Origin of the sequence: Citrobacter sp. Colony219, from assembly GCF_019382635.1 — a bacterium.
GTDB classification, from domain to species: Bacteria; Pseudomonadota; Gammaproteobacteria; order Enterobacterales; family Enterobacteriaceae; genus Citrobacter; species Citrobacter youngae.
In genome coordinates this window covers 3450991-3469180 of the sequence record NZ_CP080033.1, presented here as the reverse complement: position 1 = coordinate 3469180, position 18190 = coordinate 3450991, and the positions used below count along the sequence as shown (strand labels likewise).

Annotated in this window: 15 protein-coding genes and 1 tRNA gene; 9 read left to right on the top strand and 7 right to left on the bottom strand. The window is 50.7% G+C overall.

Annotated features, from left to right (window positions below):
- Nucleotides 1–82 precede the first annotated feature (82 nt).
- Nucleotides 83–1003: a kdo(2)-lipid IV(A) palmitoleoyltransferase gene (lpxP, locus tag JTI85_RS15660; RefSeq protein ID WP_048211011.1), complete on the bottom strand. Its 921-nt coding sequence runs from the start codon at nt 1001–1003 to the stop codon at nt 83–85.
- A gap of 440 nt (nt 1004–1443) precedes the next feature.
- Here lpxP and JTI85_RS15655 point away from each other — a divergent pair, with 440 nt between their 5' ends.
- The gene (locus tag JTI85_RS15655) at nt 1444–1686 is read left to right on the top strand and encodes a YfdY family protein (protein WP_048211012.1); all 243 of its coding nucleotides are present in this window, start codon (nt 1444–1446) and stop codon (nt 1684–1686) included.
- A 115-nt stretch (nt 1687–1801) separates the two neighbouring features.
- On the opposite strand, the gene pgtP is transcribed toward JTI85_RS15655, so the two are convergent.
- Nucleotides 1802–3193: a phosphoglycerate transporter PgtP gene (gene pgtP / locus JTI85_RS15650; RefSeq protein WP_040231431.1), complete on the bottom strand. Its 1392-nt coding sequence runs from the start codon at nt 3191–3193 to the stop codon at nt 1802–1804.
- 415 nt (nt 3194–3608) lie between these two features.
- Here pgtP and pgtC point away from each other — a divergent pair, with 415 nt between their 5' ends.
- Genes pgtC through pgtA form a run of 3 tightly spaced genes read left to right on the top strand, consistent with a single transcriptional unit; the run spans nt 3609 to nt 8051 of the window.
- The gene (gene pgtC, locus JTI85_RS15645) at nt 3609–4808 is read left to right on the top strand and encodes a phosphoglycerate transport regulator PgtC (protein WP_105242214.1); all 1200 of its coding nucleotides are present in this window, start codon (nt 3609–3611) and stop codon (nt 4806–4808) included.
- Nucleotides 4805–6814 (top strand): two-component system sensor histidine kinase PgtB, encoded by a 2010-nt coding sequence (gene pgtB / locus JTI85_RS15640; protein ID WP_061068242.1) that lies wholly within the window; start codon nt 4805–4807, stop codon nt 6812–6814. The genes pgtC and pgtB overlap by 4 nt, the downstream gene beginning before the upstream one ends.
- The gene (gene pgtA / locus JTI85_RS15635; RefSeq protein WP_048212549.1) at nt 6804–8051 is read left to right on the top strand and encodes a two-component system response regulator PgtA; all 1248 of its coding nucleotides are present in this window, start codon (nt 6804–6806) and stop codon (nt 8049–8051) included. The genes pgtB and pgtA overlap by 11 nt, the downstream gene beginning before the upstream one ends.
- Before the next feature lie 100 nt (nt 8052–8151).
- On the opposite strand, the gene JTI85_RS15630 is transcribed toward pgtA, so the two are convergent.
- The 3 genes from JTI85_RS15630 to JTI85_RS15620 all read right to left on the bottom strand — a co-directional run bounded on the left by JTI85_RS15630 (nt 8152) and on the right by JTI85_RS15620 (nt 9989).
- Nucleotides 8152–8691 (bottom strand): DUF2058 domain-containing protein, encoded by a 540-nt coding sequence (locus JTI85_RS15630; RefSeq protein WP_061068240.1) that lies wholly within the window; start codon nt 8689–8691, stop codon nt 8152–8154.
- 206 nt (nt 8692–8897) lie between these two features.
- Nucleotides 8898–8972: transfer RNA gene (locus JTI85_RS15625), tRNA-Arg, on the bottom strand.
- 75 nt (nt 8973–9047) lie between these two features.
- Complete coding sequence (locus JTI85_RS15620) at nt 9048–9989, bottom strand: formate/nitrite transporter family protein (RefSeq protein WP_219351717.1); 942 nt, start codon at nt 9987–9989, stop codon at nt 9048–9050.
- Between the two features lie 286 nt (nt 9990–10275).
- Between JTI85_RS15620 and mlaA the strand changes: the two genes are divergently transcribed.
- A complete protein-coding gene (mlaA, locus tag JTI85_RS15615) occupies nt 10276–11031 on the top strand; it encodes a phospholipid-binding lipoprotein MlaA (RefSeq protein WP_005129765.1) in 756 nt (251 codons plus the stop codon).
- 60 nt (nt 11032–11091) lie between these two features.
- Here the strand turns inward: mlaA and fadL are convergent, their stop codons facing one another.
- On the bottom strand, nt 11092–12423 hold the full coding sequence (gene fadL, locus JTI85_RS15610; protein ID WP_061068238.1) for a long-chain fatty acid transporter FadL: 1332 nt from the start codon (nt 12421–12423) through the stop codon (nt 11092–11094).
- Between the two features lie 371 nt (nt 12424–12794).
- On the opposite strand from fadL, the gene JTI85_RS15605 reads away from it, so the two are divergent.
- From JTI85_RS15605 to sixA, 4 genes are all read left to right on the top strand, one after another.
- Nucleotides 12795–13079 carry a YfcZ/YiiS family protein gene (locus JTI85_RS15605; RefSeq protein ID WP_005129756.1) on the top strand — a complete coding sequence of 95 codons (285 nt, stop codon included), beginning with the start codon at nt 12795–12797 and terminating at the stop codon, nt 13077–13079.
- A 176-nt stretch (nt 13080–13255) separates the two neighbouring features.
- Nucleotides 13256–14566 carry an acetyl-CoA C-acyltransferase FadI gene (gene fadI / locus JTI85_RS15600; protein WP_142879638.1) on the top strand — a complete coding sequence of 437 codons (1311 nt, stop codon included), beginning with the start codon at nt 13256–13258 and terminating at the stop codon, nt 14564–14566.
- Nucleotides 14566–16713, top strand: coding sequence for a fatty acid oxidation complex subunit alpha FadJ (gene fadJ, locus JTI85_RS15595; RefSeq protein WP_219351715.1), 2148 nt, complete (start codon nt 14566–14568; stop codon nt 16711–16713). Before fadI ends, fadJ begins: the two co-directional genes overlap by 1 nt.
- 208 nt (nt 16714–16921) lie before the next feature.
- Nucleotides 16922–17407 (top strand): phosphohistidine phosphatase SixA, encoded by a 486-nt coding sequence (sixA, locus tag JTI85_RS15590; RefSeq protein ID WP_048211041.1) that lies wholly within the window; start codon nt 16922–16924, stop codon nt 17405–17407.
- A gap of 93 nt (nt 17408–17500) precedes the next feature.
- Here sixA and smrB read toward each other — a convergent pair whose 3' ends face one another.
- On the bottom strand, nt 17501–18052 hold the full coding sequence (gene smrB, locus JTI85_RS15585) for an endonuclease SmrB (protein ID WP_048211042.1): 552 nt from the start codon (nt 18050–18052) through the stop codon (nt 17501–17503).
- Nucleotides 18053–18190: the final 138 nt, after the last annotated feature.

Sequence of the window (18190 nt, the reverse complement as noted above, 5' to 3'; positions counted from 1 at the left end):
AGCGAATGACTGAACTCCAGAACAAGTGGGGCGTTAAGTAATTCAGCCGTAGAAAAGAAGAAAGGCCTTGCGGCCTTTCTTTTTAGACATATAGCGAGGCTTCACCCATCGGGCGCGTTTTGAAGCGACGGTGGATCCAGAGATACTGCTCGGGGGCGCGCATGATCTCTTTTTCGATAATTTTGTTCATATAGGCCGCGGCCAGGTTTTCATCTTCCGGGTAACCTTCCATTTCTGGCGTGATAAACAGACGGTAGCCGGAGTTATCAGATTTTCTCACCATGGTGACGGTCAGCATTTTCGCCCCCGACAAACGTGACAGCACGTAGGTACCGTTGGTTGTCGCAACATCTTTGACGGCGAAGAATGGCGCAAATGAACTGCCTTTACGGCCATAATCCTGATCGGGCGCAAACCATACGGCTTCCCCTTTTTTCAGTGCGCCGACAATGCCGCGCAGATTATTTCTGCCGATCATGGCTTTGTTCGAGCGCATACGGCCGCGGGTTTGTATCCACTCCATTAATTTGTTGTTGTGCGGGCGGTAGGTTGCCATCATTGGCTGGCAAAGCCCCATCACGCGGCCCCCCAGTTCCAGCGACATAAAATGCACGCCTACTACCATTACGCCACGGTTATGCGCCTGAGCGCGTTGCAGGTTGTCCAGACCTTCAACATCAAACCATTTACGCACCCGGCGATCTGGCCAGAACCAGGCCATACCGGTTTCAAGCAGTGCCATGCCGAGTGAGCGGAAGTTTTCGTCGACCAGTTTGTTCCTTTCTTCTTGCGACAGATTCGGGAAACAGAGTTCGAGATTTTTATGGGCAATGGATTCCCGGCGCTTTAAAAATGGGCGCGCCAGCGTACCTGTACGGGTGCCCAGAAAACATAAAACAGGATAAGGGAGTTGCACCAGTAACCAGAGCACACCGACACCGAACCATGTGAGCCAGTAGCGCGGATGCAAAAACGCGCGCGAAAATTTACATTGGGGGAACATAAGCACCTGTTGTTGGTACGAAAATAATGTATCGCGAAGATTCTTTGTCTACAGCGTTACTCTCTGTCACTGAACAGTTAGGTCACTATGAGCGACAATGGTTCCTGTAAAGAGTGTAAAACTGAGTCAGGACAAACCACGAGGGGTATGAATGATCGGACGCACAATGTACACCCGAAGATTAATGTCATCCAGAAATAATTCCTCAAGTTTCGTAAATGTTTTTTGGTCGATAAAAAGCAAGAATAGACTTATAGATAATATGTTGTTTTTATGACGATTAAATAAAGGTCAATGGAGAATGCCCGGTTCAGAAAATGAACAGTTATTGTAGCGAAAATGTTGCTCGAATTGCGAACGGATAGGAATTGTCTTAGACTATAAACTCAAGGATGTGTAAGGACTTACGTCGATTTTTACGGCAGACAGGAGGTAACGCTATGTTCTATTTTTGGACTTTCCTCGCATTGAGCATTCTGTGCGTTAGTTGCTATATTTGGCAGGTAATGGGCGCTGCCGCGTCAATTAGTTCTTTTTTCGGCATGGCTATCCTTACGGCATTAATTTATTTCTTTACCATACGGTTGACTGACGGAAACGAAATGGTAACGGGACTGTTTCTTTTTCTTGCCCCGACATGCGGATTGATCATTCGCTTTATGGTGGGGGACAATAAGCATTAAATCGCAGGTTCATAACTGAAAACGCAATTGTGTACCACATTGACTGATTTTCTGGCTTCCATTTGAGCAAACTAAAGTGCCAGCATCGCTGGCACTTTTTTCTCTCTAAAGCCGATTACCTGGCATCAGCAAGCTGCAACTCCGTGTCCTGTTGTTGGGCATTTTTTCGTTGTTGTTCGAGTTCCAGCGCCCCGCGGTGAGACAGATAGCAGAACAGAATGCAGCAGACAATCCCGCCCATCAACAGATAGAAACCGCCATGCCATCCCATTTTATCGACCATGACACCAAACAGACTGGTTCCCAGCGATGCACCAAAAATGTAGCTCATAAAACCGCGTAATCCGACCGCCGAACCGACAGCAAAGCTGGGGACGATTTCCATGGTCTGAACAGACGCAAGGAACTGGGGCACATAGATCAGGCACCCGACGATGGCGGCAAAAATAGTGACCATCAGCAGGGATTCACTTTTCCAGTAACCGATCAGGCAGACGAAGATCAGCGCCATACAAATCATGGCCAACGGCATGCGACGACCTTTAAACAGTTTATCGGTCAGCCAGCCCGCCAGCAGTGTGGAAGGAATTGCGGCCCATTCGAAAAACAGGAACGCCACACTCATTTGTTCTTTCGAGAAATGTTTTTCAGTTAACAGATAAATCGGTAACCAACTGATCATGCCAAAACGCACCATATAGACAAAAACATCTACCAATGAAACATACCAGGCATTTTTGTTACGCAGCACGTAGGTGCAAAAAATTTGAAAGGCGCTCATGTTTTCCGGTGCCTGGGTTACGTGCCGGGCATTTAACACGACTTTTTCTTCCGGCATCATCTGTTCCAGAGCAGGCAAGCCTTCTTCGCGCGGTGAGCCTTTGCCCAACATCAGAACAATAAAAGCAAACAGCACCGCGACACAGGCTGGGACAATATAGCTGGCGCTTTGCCAGTGTTCGCTGCCGAGAATGGCAAAAGCGGCGCCAACAATGGGGGCGACAATACCGCCACCGACGTTGTGTGAGATATTCCAGAATGCGCCAACGCGTCCGCGCTCTTTGCGTGGGAACCAGTTGGCGATGGTAATAAACGAGGGACCGACGCCCATCCCCTGGAACAGCCCGTTGAAGACGACCAGTGCGGCAAAAATCCAGAATCCGGTGCTGAACCCTAAGCCAACGTTGACAATGGCGCACAGGATCAGGCCGCAAGCCATAAAGACTTTCGGGCTGGCTTTGTCTGCCAGGCTGCTCATGATGCCTTTACTGATCCCATAGGCAATTAGCATACAACTGCTGAGTAAACCAATCTGTGTTGCGCTGAGATCCAGATGTTCTTTCAGGTACGGGGTAGAGAGGGTGAAGTTATTGCGTACAATATAATACGCAAGATAGCCAAGAAATACGCTAAGTAACGCCTGAATGCGGTATCGACCATAAGTCTCCTGAATTTTCTCTTCCGGGACTTTATTTGCCGATGGCCCTGTCTTAAATATTGATAACATATCATCACCTAAATTTATATTGATGTGAATATCAGGATTTTTCGCAGTGAAGAGTGAAATAGATGGCTAAGAAATTCAAATTGAAGAAATGTGTCACTATTGACTCAATTTGCTGAAAGCGGGGCTGATTTTGACCTTTTTGAATTATGGTGAGGCCAGAGCTATTATTCTTAATGCATTTTTATCATCAGCATGTGCGGGTATTAACAAATTCAAACGACATTTTCAGGTATTCTTTATCTCTGTTATCGCATTCCGTCTGGTTATTTTGATAGCAGTTTTATCTTTTCCATGTGTCGTGATAAACGGGTAAATTTTGTCTCAATATTATTTTTCGAAGATGTTGGTATTTATGAGCAGGATCACAAACAGACTTTTCTGTCGGGGTAGTTTGTTGGCGCTCTCACTGTGTTTTATGTCGCTGTCGGCGACCTGTCTGGCACAGGGGAAGGAGCTGGTGATGGCGACGACGTTTTCCCCGGGGGCAACGGCCTGGATTATTCAGCGCTGGCAAACAGAGCCGGGATCAGTGATGATCCGCACGCTAAACCGGACCAGTTCTTCTCTCGAACAACTGCTCGATACCGCGAATGCGGAGAACGTTGACCTGATTTTGACCTCTTCGCCGATGCTACTGCAGCATCTTCAGGAGCATCAGAAACTTGCTCCTTTTGATAATGCCTTGCCGGAAAGCCAGCGTCTGGTGCCAGAGTCAATACGGTCGACGTCTGTAGCCGTGGCTCTCTCGGGATTTGGTCTGCTGATTAATCGTTCAGCACTGACGGCGCGACATCTGCCACCACCGACGGACTGGGGTGATTTAACGCATCCTAAATATCAAAATGCTCTGTTGATGAGTAGCCCATCGCGCTCCGATACCAATCACCTGATGGTTGAATCACTGCTGCAACAAAAAGGGTGGCAAGAAGGTTGGGCGACATTGCTGGCCAGTGCCGGGAACCTGGTGACCATCTCATCACGCAGCTTTGGTGTTGCGGACAAAATTAAGAGCGGATTGGGCGTTGCGGGACCGGTTATTGATAACTATGCCAATCTGCTGCTCAATGACCCCAATCTGACTTTTACTTACTTCCCACACTCGGCGGTCTCGCCGACCTACGTAGCCGTGCTGAAAAACAGCCCGCGTGCCAATGAAGCACAACGTTTTATCCGCTATTTATTGAGCCCGGAAGGGCAGCGGATCCTTGCAGATGCGAATACCGGTAAATATCCGGTAACGTCGCTGGCAGCAGATAACCCGCGTGCAGCCCAACAGGCCATTTTGATGAAACAGCCACCGCTTAATTACCGTCTGATCCTGAAGCGTCAACAACTGGTCCAGCGGATGTTTGATACGGCCATCAGTTTCCGCCTCGCGCAGCTTAAGGATGCCTGGCGAGCGCTGTACAGTGCGGAAGCTCGTCTGAAACATCCGTTACCTGAAATCAGAGCGCTGTTAACCCAGGTCCCAATCGACGCCAGGAACAGCGAAGATGAAGCCTGGCTTGCTCAATTCGATAATAAAAGCTTTGCTGAACAGCAAATGATGGAGTGGCAACTCTGGTTTCTTAAAAACCAGCGCCTGGCGATATCAAAACTGGAAGAACTACAATGAAAGGCGGTTCGCTATGGCAACGTCTTCGTCAGCTCAGCATCAGCAGCAGTTTGCGGGGGGCTTTTTTGACGGGGGCTTTACTGACGCTGAGCGTGAGCTGTGTCAGTTTGTATTCCTGGCATGAGCAAAGCTCGCAAATCCGCTATTCGCTCGATGACTATTTCCCGCGCGTACATTCCGCTTTTTTGATTGAAGGGAATCTTAACCTGGTTGTCGATCAGCTTAATGAATTCCTGCTTGCCCCCAATACGACCGTACGGCTGCAACTGCGCAATCAGATCATCGAACATCTGGACAAAATTGAACTGCTGAGCCGGGGATTGCAACCCGCGGAACAGCAACAGCTGGCGGTGATTTTGCAAGATAGCCGGGCATTGATGACCGAGCTGGACAGGGTGCTCTACAACATGTTCCTGGTACGCGAAAAAGTCAGCGAACTTTCCGCGCGAATCGACTGGTTACATGATGATTTCACGACCGAACTGAACTCTCTGGTGCAGGATTTCACCTGGCAGCAGGGAACGTTGTTGGATCAAATTGAAGCGAAAAATGGCGACGCGGCGTTGTACCTGAAACGCGCCAGGGAGGTGCAGAATGAGCAGCAACAGGTGTACACGCTGGCAAGAATTGAAAACCAGATTGTCGATGATTTACGCGACAGGTTGAATGAACTGAAGTCAGGTAGCGACGACGGCATGCTGGTCGAGAATCATATTCGCTATCTGGAAAATCTGAAGAAAACGGCGGATGAAAATATTCGCACCCTGGACGACTGGCCCAGTACTATCACGTTGCGGCAAACCATCGACGAATTGCTGGAAATCGGGATGATGAAAAATAAAATGCCCGATACGATGCGCGATTATGTCGCGGCGCAAAAAGCGCTGGTTGATGCCAGTCATGCCAGAGAAGCTACACTTGGTCGTTTTCGAACATTGCTTGAGGCTCAGTTGGGAAGTAGCCATCAACAAATGCAGATGTTTAACCAGCGACTGGAGCAGATTGTTCGCGTTAGCGGCGGGCTTATTTTGCTGGCGACGCTGTTGGCGCTGCTTCTTGCCTGGGGACTAAACCACTACTTTATCCGTTCACGGTTGGTGAAGCGTTTTACCGCGCTCAACCAGGCCGTGGTGCAAATTGGTCTTGGCAGAACCGATGCCTCGATCCCGGTTTATGGTCGTGATGAGCTAGGGCGCATTGCGGGGTTACTGCGCCATACGCTGGGTCAGCTCAATACGCAAAAAAGTCAGCTTGAACAGGAAGTGGCAGAGCGTAAGGAGATTGAAGCCGATCTGCGAGCGACCCAGGGCGAATTGATTCAGACGGCGAAACTGGCGGTGGTCGGACAGACCATGACCACGCTGGCCCACGAAATCAATCAACCACTGAATGCATTGTCGATGTATCTGTTTACTGCGGGCAGGGCAATTGAACAGGAGCAGTTGGCGCAGGCCAGAAGCACGTTAACCAAAGCCGAAGGACTCATTACCCGTATCGATGCCATTATCCGCTCATTGCGACAGTTTGCGCGCCGGGCCGAGCCGGGGGCACCGCTGCATCCGGTCGATTTACGGCAAACCTTCAGCGCGGCCTGGGAGTTATTGTCTATGCGGCATAAACCGCAGCAGGGTACGCTTTCGCTGCCGGTTGAGCGCGTGTGGGTTATGGGCGATGAGGTGAGAATTCAGCAAGTTCTGGTAAACATACTGGCAAATGCGCTGGATGCCTGTCCGGTTGCCGCGAAGATTGACGTTCACTGGCAGGTCGAGGGCAGCACGGTGTGTGTATTTGTCAGCGATAATGGCCCCGGCTGGCCTGGTGCGCTGCTACCGTCGCTATTAAAACCGTTTACCACCAGTAAGGATGTTGGTCTCGGTATTGGGCTATCAATTTGTGTCTCGTTAATGACGCAGATGAACGGCGAGCTACGCCTGGCATCGACACTGGGGCGCAATGCCTGCGTGGTACTGCAATTCAACCTGACGGATGTAGAAGATGTTGAGTGATGAATATTCTGTTCTGCTGATTGATGATGATGCCGATGTCCTTGATGCTTACACCTTGTTGCTTGAGCAGGCAGGCTATCGGGTATGCGCGTGCAATAATCCCTACGATGCCCGAAATTGGCTACAGGCTGACTGGCCCGGTATCGTCCTGAGTGACGTGTGTATGCCTGGCTGTAACGGTATCGAACTGATGGCTCTTTTTCATCAGGATGATAACCAACTGCCGATCCTGCTGATTACCGGACATGGTGATGTGCCGATGGCGGTGGATGCGGTGAAAAAAGGGGCATGGGATTTTCTGCAAAAACCGGTCGATCCCGGTAAGCTGCTGTTGCTGGTTGCACAGGCATTGCAGCAGCGAAAATCTGTGATTGCCCGTCGTCATTACTGCCAGCAAAAGCTGCAGGTTGAACTGGTTGGCTACAGCGACTGGATAAATCAGTACCGTCAACGGCTGCAGCAACTGGCAGAAACGGATCTTGCCGTCTGGTTTTATGGGGAACCCGGGACGGGACGTATGACGGGAGCCCGTTATTTGCATCAGTTGGGGCGTAGCGCCCAGGGGCCGTTTATCCGCGCAGAACTCACCGCCGGGAACACGGCTCAGCTCGATGAGCTGATTGCTCAAGCGCAAGGTGGGACGCTGGTATTAAGCCATATAGCGTGTCTGACGCGCGAGCAGCAGCACCATTTGGTTCACCTGCAAAGTCAGGAGCGGCGCCCTTTTCGGCTAATTGGTGTTGGCACGACATCGCTGGTGGAACTGGCGGCAACAAACCAGATTGTGGCCGAACTCTATTACTGTTTCGCCATGACGCAAATCGCCTGCCAGCCTCTATCCCTGCGCCCGGACGATATTGAACCGCTATTTCGCCATTACCTGCAAAAAGCCTGTCTGCGTCTGAACCACCCCATTCCGGAGGTCGACGGGGAATTGCTAAAAGGGATGCGACGTCGTGTGTGGTTAAGTAATGTGCGAGAGCTGGCAAACGCCGCAGAGCTTTTTGCCGTTGGGTTGCTGCCATTGGCGGAAACCGCTAATCCGCAGTTGCATATGCCGGAACCGACACCGTTGGATCGCCGGGTTGAAGAGTATGAGCGGCAAATCATTACCGAAGCGCTAAATATTCATCAAGGGCGTATTAATGAAGTAGCAGAATATCTGCAAATCCCGCGTAAAAAACTGTATTTGCGGATGAGAAAATACGGGCTAAGTAAAGAGCATTATAAGTTCTAGAGAGAAGAGGTGCGGTTATGATAAGGGCAATTGAATGAACATCTGAGTCGTCACCTCATTATTAGAAAAAATGCCGGACTCATTATCCGGCATTTTTCGCTTACCACATTAAATCGTCAGGTACGACGAAGTCAGCATACGGATCGTCTTCGTCTTTCGCTTCCTGACTCAGCTCGCAATTTAAGACGATGTAGCTGTCGTCGCGCTGCGCAATTTTATCGGCAACGACGGCCGGGATAATAGCATATTCGCTGTCACGCTCGCTTTCAGCAGTCAGCCGGGCAATAGCCAGACGTCCTTTAATCAATTGCGCCTGTGTCACCTTATCCACGTAGATTTTTTTAATCAGATTATTATCGGTGAAGTTATACCCAATATCACCTTTGGAAATGGTGATTTTGTTCATTTCAATAAGCTGCTTAATCTGCGCTTTGTATTCTTTCGATAGCGTCGCTTGTTTCTGTTGATCGCTTAACTGCTTATCCCGTTCAATTTGTGCTTTTTTATTCTCTTCAACCGCTTCTCTGGCTTCACGGGCCTGAACGCGTGATTTTTTCGCCGTTCTCTGCACTTTCGCCATTTTTTTGCTGGAAACTAAGCCAGCTTTCAGCATCTGTTCTTGTAGGGTGAGTTTTGTCATTTTTGCATCTGATCCAATAAAATCGTTGTCAGGATTATAACCTTAACGTCCAACGGGATGCCAGAATACGGGGTTTGCCAAACCGGTCTGGCTCCTGTCTGGCATCGCGAAATGCTCAGGCGCTAAACGGCGGGGGAGAAACTGTGTGGAGCTATGGCAAGTACCGTGATGGTGAAATAAAACAGAGCGTTGCGTTCTAGATGTGATGGTGTCCCCTGCAGGAATCGAACCTGCAACTAGCCCTTAGGAGGGGCTCGTTATATCCATTTAACTAAGGGGACGAAGCGGCATGAGTATAGCGTTTTTTACTCTCAACGGTAAGTCTCAGGCTGCCTGACTGCTCAAACAGTCGCCATTCAGGTCTGTTTTTTCTGGTTTTTCTGCGGTTGTGCTTCCCGCTTTGCTTGCAACCTGGCTTCTTCCTTGCGTTTATTGCTCATATCGTTGCGGATCTGCGCGTGGCTCATCAGCGCGAAGATAAACGTCCCGCCACAGATATTCCCGGCCAGTGTCGGTAAGGCAAAAGGCCAGAAAAAGTCGCCCCAGTGCAGTGTGCCAGTAAAGACCAGGTAGAGAATTTCAACGGAACCCACGACGATATGGGTGGTATCGCCTAAGGCAATCAGCCAGGTCATCAGGACAATGACGACAATCTTTGCGGCTCCGGCGGCGGGAAACATCCACACCATCGTGGCAATTAACCAGCCAGAAATGATGGCGTTGGAAAACATCTCCACAGGAGTGTTTTTCATCACATCCATGCCAATTTTGACGAAAGCGTCGCGGGTCGCCTCATCAAAAATCGGCATGTATTCAAACGCCCATGCCGCAACCCCGGTGCCCAGAATATTACCCAGTAGTACTACGCTCCACAGACGCATCAACAAACCAAAATTGCCGAGGGTAGGGTTTTGCATAACGGGTAAGACGGCGGTGACGGTATTTTCCGTAAAGAGCTGTTGGCGGGCCATAATCACAATAATAAAGCCGAAGGTATAACCGAGATTCTCCAGCAAAAATCCGCCGGGAACCCCCTCCAGTTGTACGTGAAAAATTCCCTTTGCTAACAACGATGCTCCCATTGACAGTCCGGCTGCGATGGCTGACCACAATAGCGCCATCGCGTCGCGTTCCATCTCTTTTTCTCCGTCCTGGCGGATATGCTCGTGGATCGCCATTGCACGTGAGGGGAGCCTGTCCTCATTGAGCTCTATCTTTTTTCCGCTCCGCTTTTCTTCGCTTTCCACCTGGAGCTCGTCGCTGTGGCGATCAATCTTCTCTTTTTCGATGTCATTCATACCAGGATCCTGAATAAGCACGTATTGCTAAAGCGTAGCGGTTTTTATTTGAAGGCTGGTGGATAAAGTCTGAAATCGCAAAAATGGTAACGCATGTTTTTATTGGCTTCGTTAAAATGAACCATCACTGTGTCTGTATTACCAGGCTATGATCAAATCAGTAAGTTAGGGCATATAGACATCGATTGACGTGCTGTTACAATCGCTCACATCTAATCAGGCGGATACATCATCGTTCCGTCATGGATGGCAATCAGCGATAGCCATAATACACAGGGAGACACTTATGAAGCTTCGCCTGTCGGCGCTTGCGCTGGGAACCACACTTTTGGTGGGGTGTGCGAGCTCCGGTACTGAACAGCAGGGGCGTTCGGACCCATTTGAAGGGTTCAACCGTACCATGTACAACTTCAACTTTAATGTGTTGGATCCATACGTTGTTCGCCCGGTGGCTGTAGCCTGGCGTGATTATGTTCCGCAGCCGGCCCGTAATGGTTTGAGCAACTTTACTGGCAACCTTGAAGAACCGGCTGTCATGGTTAACTATTTCCTGCAAGGCGACCCCTATCAGGGGATGGTGCATTTTACCCGTTTCTTCCTCAACACCTTGTTAGGTATGGGCGGGTTTATTGATGTGGCGGGGATGGCGAATCCGAAGTTGCAGCGTGTTGAACCACACCGCTTCGGCAGCACATTAGGCCATTATGATGTCGGTTACGGTCCATATATGCAGCTTCCGTTCTACGGCAGTTTCACGCTGCGTGATGATGGCGGCGATATGGTGGATACGCTGTATCCGGTTCTCTCCTGGTTAACCTGGCCGTTGTCGATAGGTAAATGGACGGTTGAAGGAATTGAAACGCGTGCGCAACTGCTCGATTCTGACGGTCTGCTGCGTCAATCTTCAGATCCTTACATCATGGTGCGTGAAGCTTACTTCCAGCGTCATGACTTTATTGCGAATGGCGGTAAACTCAAACCAGAAGAAAACCCGAACGCAAAAGATATTCAGGATGAGTTAAAAGAGATCGATTCTGAGTAAGGAATTGAGGCAAATAAAAAGGTGAGCTAAAAAGCTCACCTTTTTTACGTCTGATGGAAATCAGAATGCGTAGTTCAGGTTCATGCCGTACAGCCAGGCTTTCCCTTCTGATTCGAAGGAGTACGGGCCTTCTTCGAATTTCACTTTCTGACCGTGCATATAAGAAATGCCGACATCCAATGAAGCATCCTTATTAAACGCATAGGTTGTACCCGCACTCAGCCAGAAGCGATCCTGATCCGGAATAGAGATGGAACGGCGGTTAGCTGGAACTGGGCTATCATCGAAGGCGATACCAGTACGGAAGGTCCAGGTATCATCGTAGTAGTAGGTCGTACCCAGCGCGATGCGGTAAGAATCTTTGAAACCTTCTTCTTTATAGAACAGAGTCTGGCCGTTGTTGCCTTTCGCTTTAAGCTCCTGGAACTGACTCCAACTGGTATATGCCATGCTGTAGTGAACCGCCCACTGTGGCGCAACGCGGTTATAACCTGAGAACTCCCACATTTCTGGCAGATTCAGATCAAGTGATCCGTCGATTGTGTTGCCGTTAGTGCCAGCAGGCAGGCTGGCAAACACCGGGCGCAACTGCGCGGGAATACGGTCCATTGATGGCAGGCTGCTGCGGTAATCACCGTCGAAGTCAACTTTTACTTCCGAACGGTAGGTGAAACCGTAACGGTTATCTTTATCCACTTCATAAAGAATACCGGCGTTCCAGCCGAAGCCCCATTCGTCACCCTTCAGGCGCGCAATCTGCGTATCTGCCGGGTATTGTGCGGCCAGGGCGGGAGGAACCCTGCCACCAGAGCCTGCAACGATCTGCTGCGGCAGATCGCCTGCATAACGCTCAAGCTTCGCTTTGGCATAGACGGCGTTAAAACCGAGACCGAAGCTAAAATGATTATTCAGACGGTAGGCGCCGCTCAGGTTTAAGTTCAGCGTTTCCAGATCGGTTTTTCCGCCCATCGAGCCGGCTGCGTAATTATTGTTAAACTCCGTTGCCAGACCATAATTAGAGGTAACTGACGCCCCCCAACCAAACTGATCGTTAATCGGGGCAACAAAATGCACGTTCGGTATCCAGGCGGTTGGGGCGATATTATCCTGGCTGGCGTCATTACCAATGCGCGAACGTCCGGAAATATCGACATCCGGGTCAACGAAAATCGCACCCGCAGAGAAAGTAGGGCGATCAAACATCATGATCAGCGCGGGGTTACGACTGGCGTTACCAGCATCATCTGCAATAGCGCCTTCACCCGAATATGCCCGGCCAAGGCCAGAGGAAGAAAATTCGTTTAACTGAAAGCCTGCAGACCAGGCCTGTGTGGAGATAATTGCCACTGCGACTGCGAGAGCAGACTTTGTAAACAGGGTTTTCTGGCTCATGACCATAACCTCATAGATTTATTTTTATACAAACTATGTTACATGCCGTAACAGGAGCGCGAAGTGTAGGGTCTGAGGTACCACATAGAAATCAGACCAGTGGCGAGAGTATAGGTCGGACCAGCCAGAATGTTGCAAGTATGTTTATAAATATTTTCAATTCTGATCTAAGAAACGCGATCCAGCTGGCAAAATTGCAGGTGCGCGCACTCACCTGTTTGGGCGATTTTTGTTTTAGATCATTTTTAAGTGTGATTTCGGTCACTTATCGCATTTCGCACAATTAACGACTGGAGAGGCGAATAATGGGAGCGTAAAATGTCCCTATCGTTTATCTGGCACCTCGGGTGCGAATACAGAGGAAATCTACAATGAGTAAATGCAGTGCTGATGAAACCCCGGTTTGCTGCTGTATGGATGTTGGCACCATCATGGACAACTCCGATTGCACCGCTTCCTACAGCCGCGTGTTCGCGAATCGCGCAGAGGCAGAAGAAACGCTGGCCGCTCTGACTGAGAAGGCACGTAGCGTAGAGTCTGAACCTTGCAAAATCACCCCGACTTTCACTGAAGAGTCAGAGGGTGTGCGTCTGGATATCGATTTTGTTTTTGCCTGTGAAGCTGAAACGCTGATTTTCCAGCTGGGCCTGCGTTAATCCCTTCTGCTCATGCCCTTGCCACCTGGTGGCAAGGGCATTTTCGTAACAGTCAGTGACTATTCACTGTGTCATAGCTCTCACTTTCTTTTCTCCCCGCTTGGCTAAATGTAAAAAATTGGTTAAGACTGTGATCAGGTCAGACCACTTATTTTTATTTTTTACAGGGGAGTGTTATGAGTCAGGCTTTATCGCTGGTTACCCGCCAGGGCGACCGTATCGCCATCGTGAGCGGATTGCGTACGCCATTTGCCCGTCAGGCTACCGCGTTTCATGGCATTCCCGCCGTTGATTTGGGAAAAATGGTTGTTGGTGAATTGCTGGCCCGCAGCGAAATACCTGCTGATGTGATTGAACAGCTGGTTTTTGGCCAGGTGGTGCAAATGCCAGAAGCCCCCAACATTGCCCGGGAAATCGTTCTGGGAACCGGGATGAATGTGCATACAGATGCTTACAGCGTAAGCCGGGCTTGTGCAACCAGCTTTCAGGCCGTGGCAAATGTCGCGGAAAGCCTGATGGCCGGAACTATTCGTGCTGGGATTGCCGGTGGTGCAGACTCCTCTTCCGTTCTGCCTATTGGTGTCAGCAAAAAGCTGGCGCGAGTACTGGTGGATGTTAATAAAGCCCGCACAACCGGGCAACGTCTGAAGCTCTTTTCCCGACTACGCTTGCGCGACCTGATGCCTGTGCCACCTGCAGTGGCTGAATATTCCACTGGTTTACGCATGGGAGATACCGCCGAACAAATGGCCAAAACCTATGGCATCACGCGTGAGCAGCAGGATGCGCTGGCGCACCGCTCTCATCAGCGCGCAGCTCAGGCCTGGTCTGAAGGAAAACTCGCAGATGAGGTGATGACGACCTACACTCCCCCCTTTAAAGATCCTTTTTCAGAAGATAACAATATTCGCGGTAACTCGACGATGGCGGATTACGCGAGGTTGCGTCCGGCATTTGACAGAAAACACGGTACCGTTACGGCGGCTAACAGCACTCCGCTGACGGATGGCGCAGCCGCCGTGATTATGATGACGGAGTCGCGTGCGAAAGAGTTAGGGCTGGTACCGCTGGGATATCTGCGTAGTTTTGCCTTTACCGCCATTGATGTCTGGCAGGACATGCTGTTGGGGCCGGCGTGGTCAACGCCGCTTGCCCTGGAGCGTGCAGGCTTAACCATGGCGGATTTAACGCTTATTGATATGCATGAAGCCTTTGCCGCACAAACGCTGGCGAACCTCCAGTTGCTGGGCAGCGAGCGTTTTGCCCGCGAAGTGCTGGGGCGCTCCCACGCCACTGGCGAAGTCGATGACAGTAAATTTAACGTGCTGGGTGGCTCAATTGCCTATGGGCACCCCTTCGCCGCCACCGGTGCACGTATGATCACCCAAACCCTCCATGAACTACGCCGCCGTGGCGGTGGGTTTGGTTTAGTCACCGCATGTGCGGCAGGTGGTCTGGGTGCGGCAATGGTTCTGGAGGCAGAATAATGGAAATGACATCGGCTTTTACGCTCAACGTGCGTCTGGATAACGTCGCCGTTGTCTCCATTGATGTGCCCGGAGAGAAAATGAACACCCTGAAAGCAGAGTTTGCTTCTCAGGTGAGGGCCATTCTGAAACAAATCCGCGATAACAAAGCATTGCGTGGTGTGGTGTTTATTTCGGCTAAACCCGATAACTTCATTGCCGGGGCGGATATCAACATGATTGGTAGCTGTCGCAGCGCGCAGGAAGCCGAAACGCTGGCCCGTCAGGGGCAGCAGATCATGGCAGAAATTAATGCATTGCCGATCCCGGTTGTTGCCGCTATTCATGGTGCCTGTTTGGGCGGTGGGCTGGAGATGGCGCTGGCGTGCCACAACCGTATTTGTACCGATGATGCTAAAACCGTACTGGGGTTGCCGGAAGTACAGTTAGGCCTGCTTCCCGGTTCCGGGGGCACCCAGCGATTACCCCGTCTTATTGGTGTCAGTACTGCGCTGGATATGATCCTGACAGGAAAACAGCTCCGGGCAAAACAGGCGCTAAAAGTGGGGTTGGTGGATGAAGTTGTACCACAGACCATTTTGCTGGAAGCCGCGATTGAACTGGCCAAAAAAGACAGTTCGGCGCACCGGGTTCTGCCCGTACGTGAACGCGTGCTGGCGGGGCCGCTGGGACGTGCGCTGCTGTTTCGTATGGTCAGCAAAAAGACGGCGCAAAAAACGCAGGGCAACTACCCTGCGACGGACCGCATTCTTGAGGTGATCGAAACCGGTCTCGCGCAGGGCAGCAGCAGCGGCTATGAGGCGGAAGCCCGCGCGTTTGGCGAGCTGGCGATGACTTCGCAGTCTAAGGCGCTACGGAACATCTTTTTTGCCAATACCGATGTAAAAAAAGATCCCGGTAGTGAAGCGAAGCCCGGCCCGCTGAATAGCGTCGGTATTTTGGGCGGTGGCCTGATGGGCGGCGGTATTGCTTACGTCACAGCCTGTAAAGGTGGCTTGCCGGTGCGCATCAAAGATATTAATGCTAAGGGAATCAACCACGCGCTGAAGTACAGTTGGGAGCAGCTTGAAACGAAGGTTCGCCGCCGTCATATCAAAGCCAGCGAGCGTGATAAACAGCTGGCGTTGATTTCGGGAACCACCGATTATCGCGGTTTTGCGCATCGCGATCTGATTATTGAAGCGGTATTCGAAGATCTGTCGTTAAAACAACAGATGGTGGCAGAAGTTGAGCAGAATTGTGCCCCTCATACTATTTTTGCGTCAAACACCTCATCTTTACCGATTGGCGATATTGCGGCTAATGCTACCAGACCTGAACAGGTAATTGGTCTGCACTTCTTTAGTCCGGTAGAAAAAATGCCACTGGTGGAAGTGATTCCACATGCAACAACCTCTGAGCAGACGATTGCCACAACCGTTAAGTTAGCGAAAAAGCAGGGCAAAACGCCGATTGTTGTCCAGGATAAGGCTGGCTTTTACGTTAACCGTATTTTAGCGCCTTACATCAACGAAGCGATTCTTATGCTGACCGAAGGCGAGCGCGTCGAGACGATTGATGCCGCGCTGGTTAAGTTTGGTTTTCCGGTAGGGCCAATCCAACTTTTGGATGAGGTCGGAATTGATACGGGCACTAAAATTATACCAGTGCTTGAGGCCGCCTATGGAGAACGTTTTAGCGCACCTGCAAATGTTGTTGCTTCAATTTTGAATGATGATCGCAAAGGTAGAAAAAATGGTCGGGGTTTCTATCTTTATGGCGCGAAAGGGCGTAAAAGCAAAAAACAGGTCGACCCTGCAATTTATACGCTTATTGGCGTCCAGGGTCAGGGCCAACTCACAGCCCCGCAAATTGCAGAGCGGTGCGTCATGTTAATGCTTAACGAAGCAGCACGCTGTTTTGGTGAGCAGGTCGTCCGCAGCGCACGTGATGGCGATATCGGCGCTGTATTTGGTATTGGTTTTCCGCCATTCCTCGGCGGCCCGTTCCGGTATATGGATTCTCTCGGTACGGGTGAAGTGGTTGCGGTTCTGCAACGACTGTCCACGCAATATGGTTCACGGTTTACGCCGTGTGAACAGTTATTGCAGATGGCGGAACGTGGTGAAAGATTCTGGGATATCGGGGAAACTGACCTGAATTCATGAGGTCAAAGGTAGGATGAATCCGCACCGAATGTATGGGTCGCGCTCAAAATGTAAACAGAGATTGACTATACTTACGCCGTTGAGGTAAAAAACAGCGTTTCATTCGGTGAATGGATAAGGCACAATGCCGGCCACCACATCGTTACCACGGTCAATAGGGGCGGTGAATAAAGGTGTTGGTGATCCTGGTTAACAAAAGCGGTGCAATATGCAAGTTTTTATCATGCGTCACGGCGACGCGGCCCTCGATGCCGCCAGTGATTCGGTTCGTCCTTTAACCTCTTGTGGTTGTGACGAATCTCGCCTGATGGCGAACTGGCTTAAAGGTCAAAAAGTGGATATCGAACGTGTTCTGGTGAGCCCGTTCCTACGAGCCGAACAGACGCTGGATGTGGTGGGAGAGTGTATGAACCTGCCAGCCGGTGTGGATGTTTTGCCGGAGCTGACTCCCTGCGGCGATGTCGGTCTGGTCAGCGCCTATTTACAGGCTCTGGCCAATGAAGGTATCGCCACGGCACTGGTAATTTCTCACTTACCGTTAGTGGGATATCTGGTGTCTGAGCTTTGCCCGGGTGAAACGCCGCCGATGTTTACCACATCTGCGATTGCCAGCGTAACGCTTGATGAGAGCGGAAAGGGCATTTTCAACTGGCAGATGAGCCCGTGTAATTTGAAAATGGCAAAGGCGATTTAATCGAACCCGTGCCACGTTTCATCGTCCGGATAAGGCACAGCCGCCATCCGGAAAATCAAAGAGCCGCAAATGTGGCTCTTTCTGTTTTCTGCATCAGGGAAGTTCGGGCGGCAGCCACTCTTCCACTTCAATCAGCACCAGCAGCGCGGCGTCACCACCGTACTCTTTCGGCGCCTGATGAAAGGCCATCACATGCGGATGTTGTGCCAGCCAGAGCGGCGTTTGCTGCTTAAGAATATGCTTCCCGTGGCCGTGCATCACGCAGGCGCAAAACACATGCTCACGACGGCAGGCGGCGATCAGCGCGCCTAACTCCTGTTTGGCCTGCTGCTGGGTCAGCCCGTGCAGATCGAGAAACAGCTCCGGGGAGTAATCGCCACGGCGCATTTTCTTCAGTTCGAAATGGCTGACGTCGGCACGCAGGTATCTTACCGGGCCGTCCGTATTCAGTAGCGGCTGAAATTCGTCCGAGAAATAGTGGCTGGCATCCGCCTGTTCCTGCAGCAGCTTTTTAACCGGAACCTCGGTGATTTTTTTACGTGGCGGTCGGTGAACAATGGTGTCCTGTTTAATTTTACGCGTGCCGGTCATCAGCTGGCGAAACAGCGTCTGATCCTCCTCGCTGAGCGATGTTTTCTTTTTCATTCGAGCGTCTCATCTTTTATTTTCCGTTAGTTTAACCCGACTCGGCGGGCATCCGATCGCTTAAAACGCAATTTTCGCGCTCAGGCTCCGCGTGAATGCTGATTTATCGCCGTCTTCGTGGCAAACTAGCCGCCGAAA

Coding starts and splice junctions, on each gene's coding strand:
- JTI85_RS15630 (WP_061068240.1), bottom strand. CDS start 8,691: ATGACAAAACTCACCCTACAAGAACAGATGCTGAAAGCTGGCTTAGTT.
- fadI (WP_142879638.1), top strand. CDS start 13,256: ATGAGTCAGGCTTTATCGCTGGTTACCCGCCAGGGCGACCGTATCGCC.
- fadJ (WP_219351715.1), top strand. CDS start 14,566: ATGGAAATGACATCGGCTTTTACGCTCAACGTGCGTCTGGATAACGTC.
- pgtB (WP_061068242.1), top strand. CDS start 4,805: ATGAAAGGCGGTTCGCTATGGCAACGTCTTCGTCAGCTCAGCATCAGC.
- JTI85_RS15605 (WP_005129756.1), top strand. CDS start 12,795: ATGAGTAAATGCAGTGCTGATGAAACCCCGGTTTGCTGCTGTATGGAT.
- pgtC (WP_105242214.1), top strand. CDS start 3,609: ATGTCGCTGTCGGCGACCTGTCTGGCACAGGGGAAGGAGCTGGTGATG.
- JTI85_RS15620 (WP_219351717.1), bottom strand. CDS start 9,989: ATGAATGACATCGAAAAAGAGAAGATTGATCGCCACAGCGACGAGCTC.
- smrB (WP_048211042.1), bottom strand. CDS start 18,052: ATGAAAAAGAAAACATCGCTCAGCGAGGAGGATCAGACGCTGTTTCGC.
- mlaA (WP_005129765.1), top strand. CDS start 10,276: ATGAAGCTTCGCCTGTCGGCGCTTGCGCTGGGAACCACACTTTTGGTG.
- lpxP (WP_048211011.1), bottom strand. CDS start 1,003: ATGTTCCCCCAATGTAAATTTTCGCGCGCGTTTTTGCATCCGCGCTAC.
- JTI85_RS15655 (WP_048211012.1), top strand. CDS start 1,444: ATGTTCTATTTTTGGACTTTCCTCGCATTGAGCATTCTGTGCGTTAGT.
- pgtA (WP_048212549.1), top strand. CDS start 6,804: ATGTTGAGTGATGAATATTCTGTTCTGCTGATTGATGATGATGCCGAT.
- pgtP (WP_040231431.1), bottom strand. CDS start 3,193: ATGTTATCAATATTTAAGACAGGGCCATCGGCAAATAAAGTCCCGGAA.
- sixA (WP_048211041.1), top strand. CDS start 16,922: ATGCAAGTTTTTATCATGCGTCACGGCGACGCGGCCCTCGATGCCGCC.
- fadL (WP_061068238.1), bottom strand. CDS start 12,423: ATGAGCCAGAAAACCCTGTTTACAAAGTCTGCTCTCGCAGTCGCAGTG.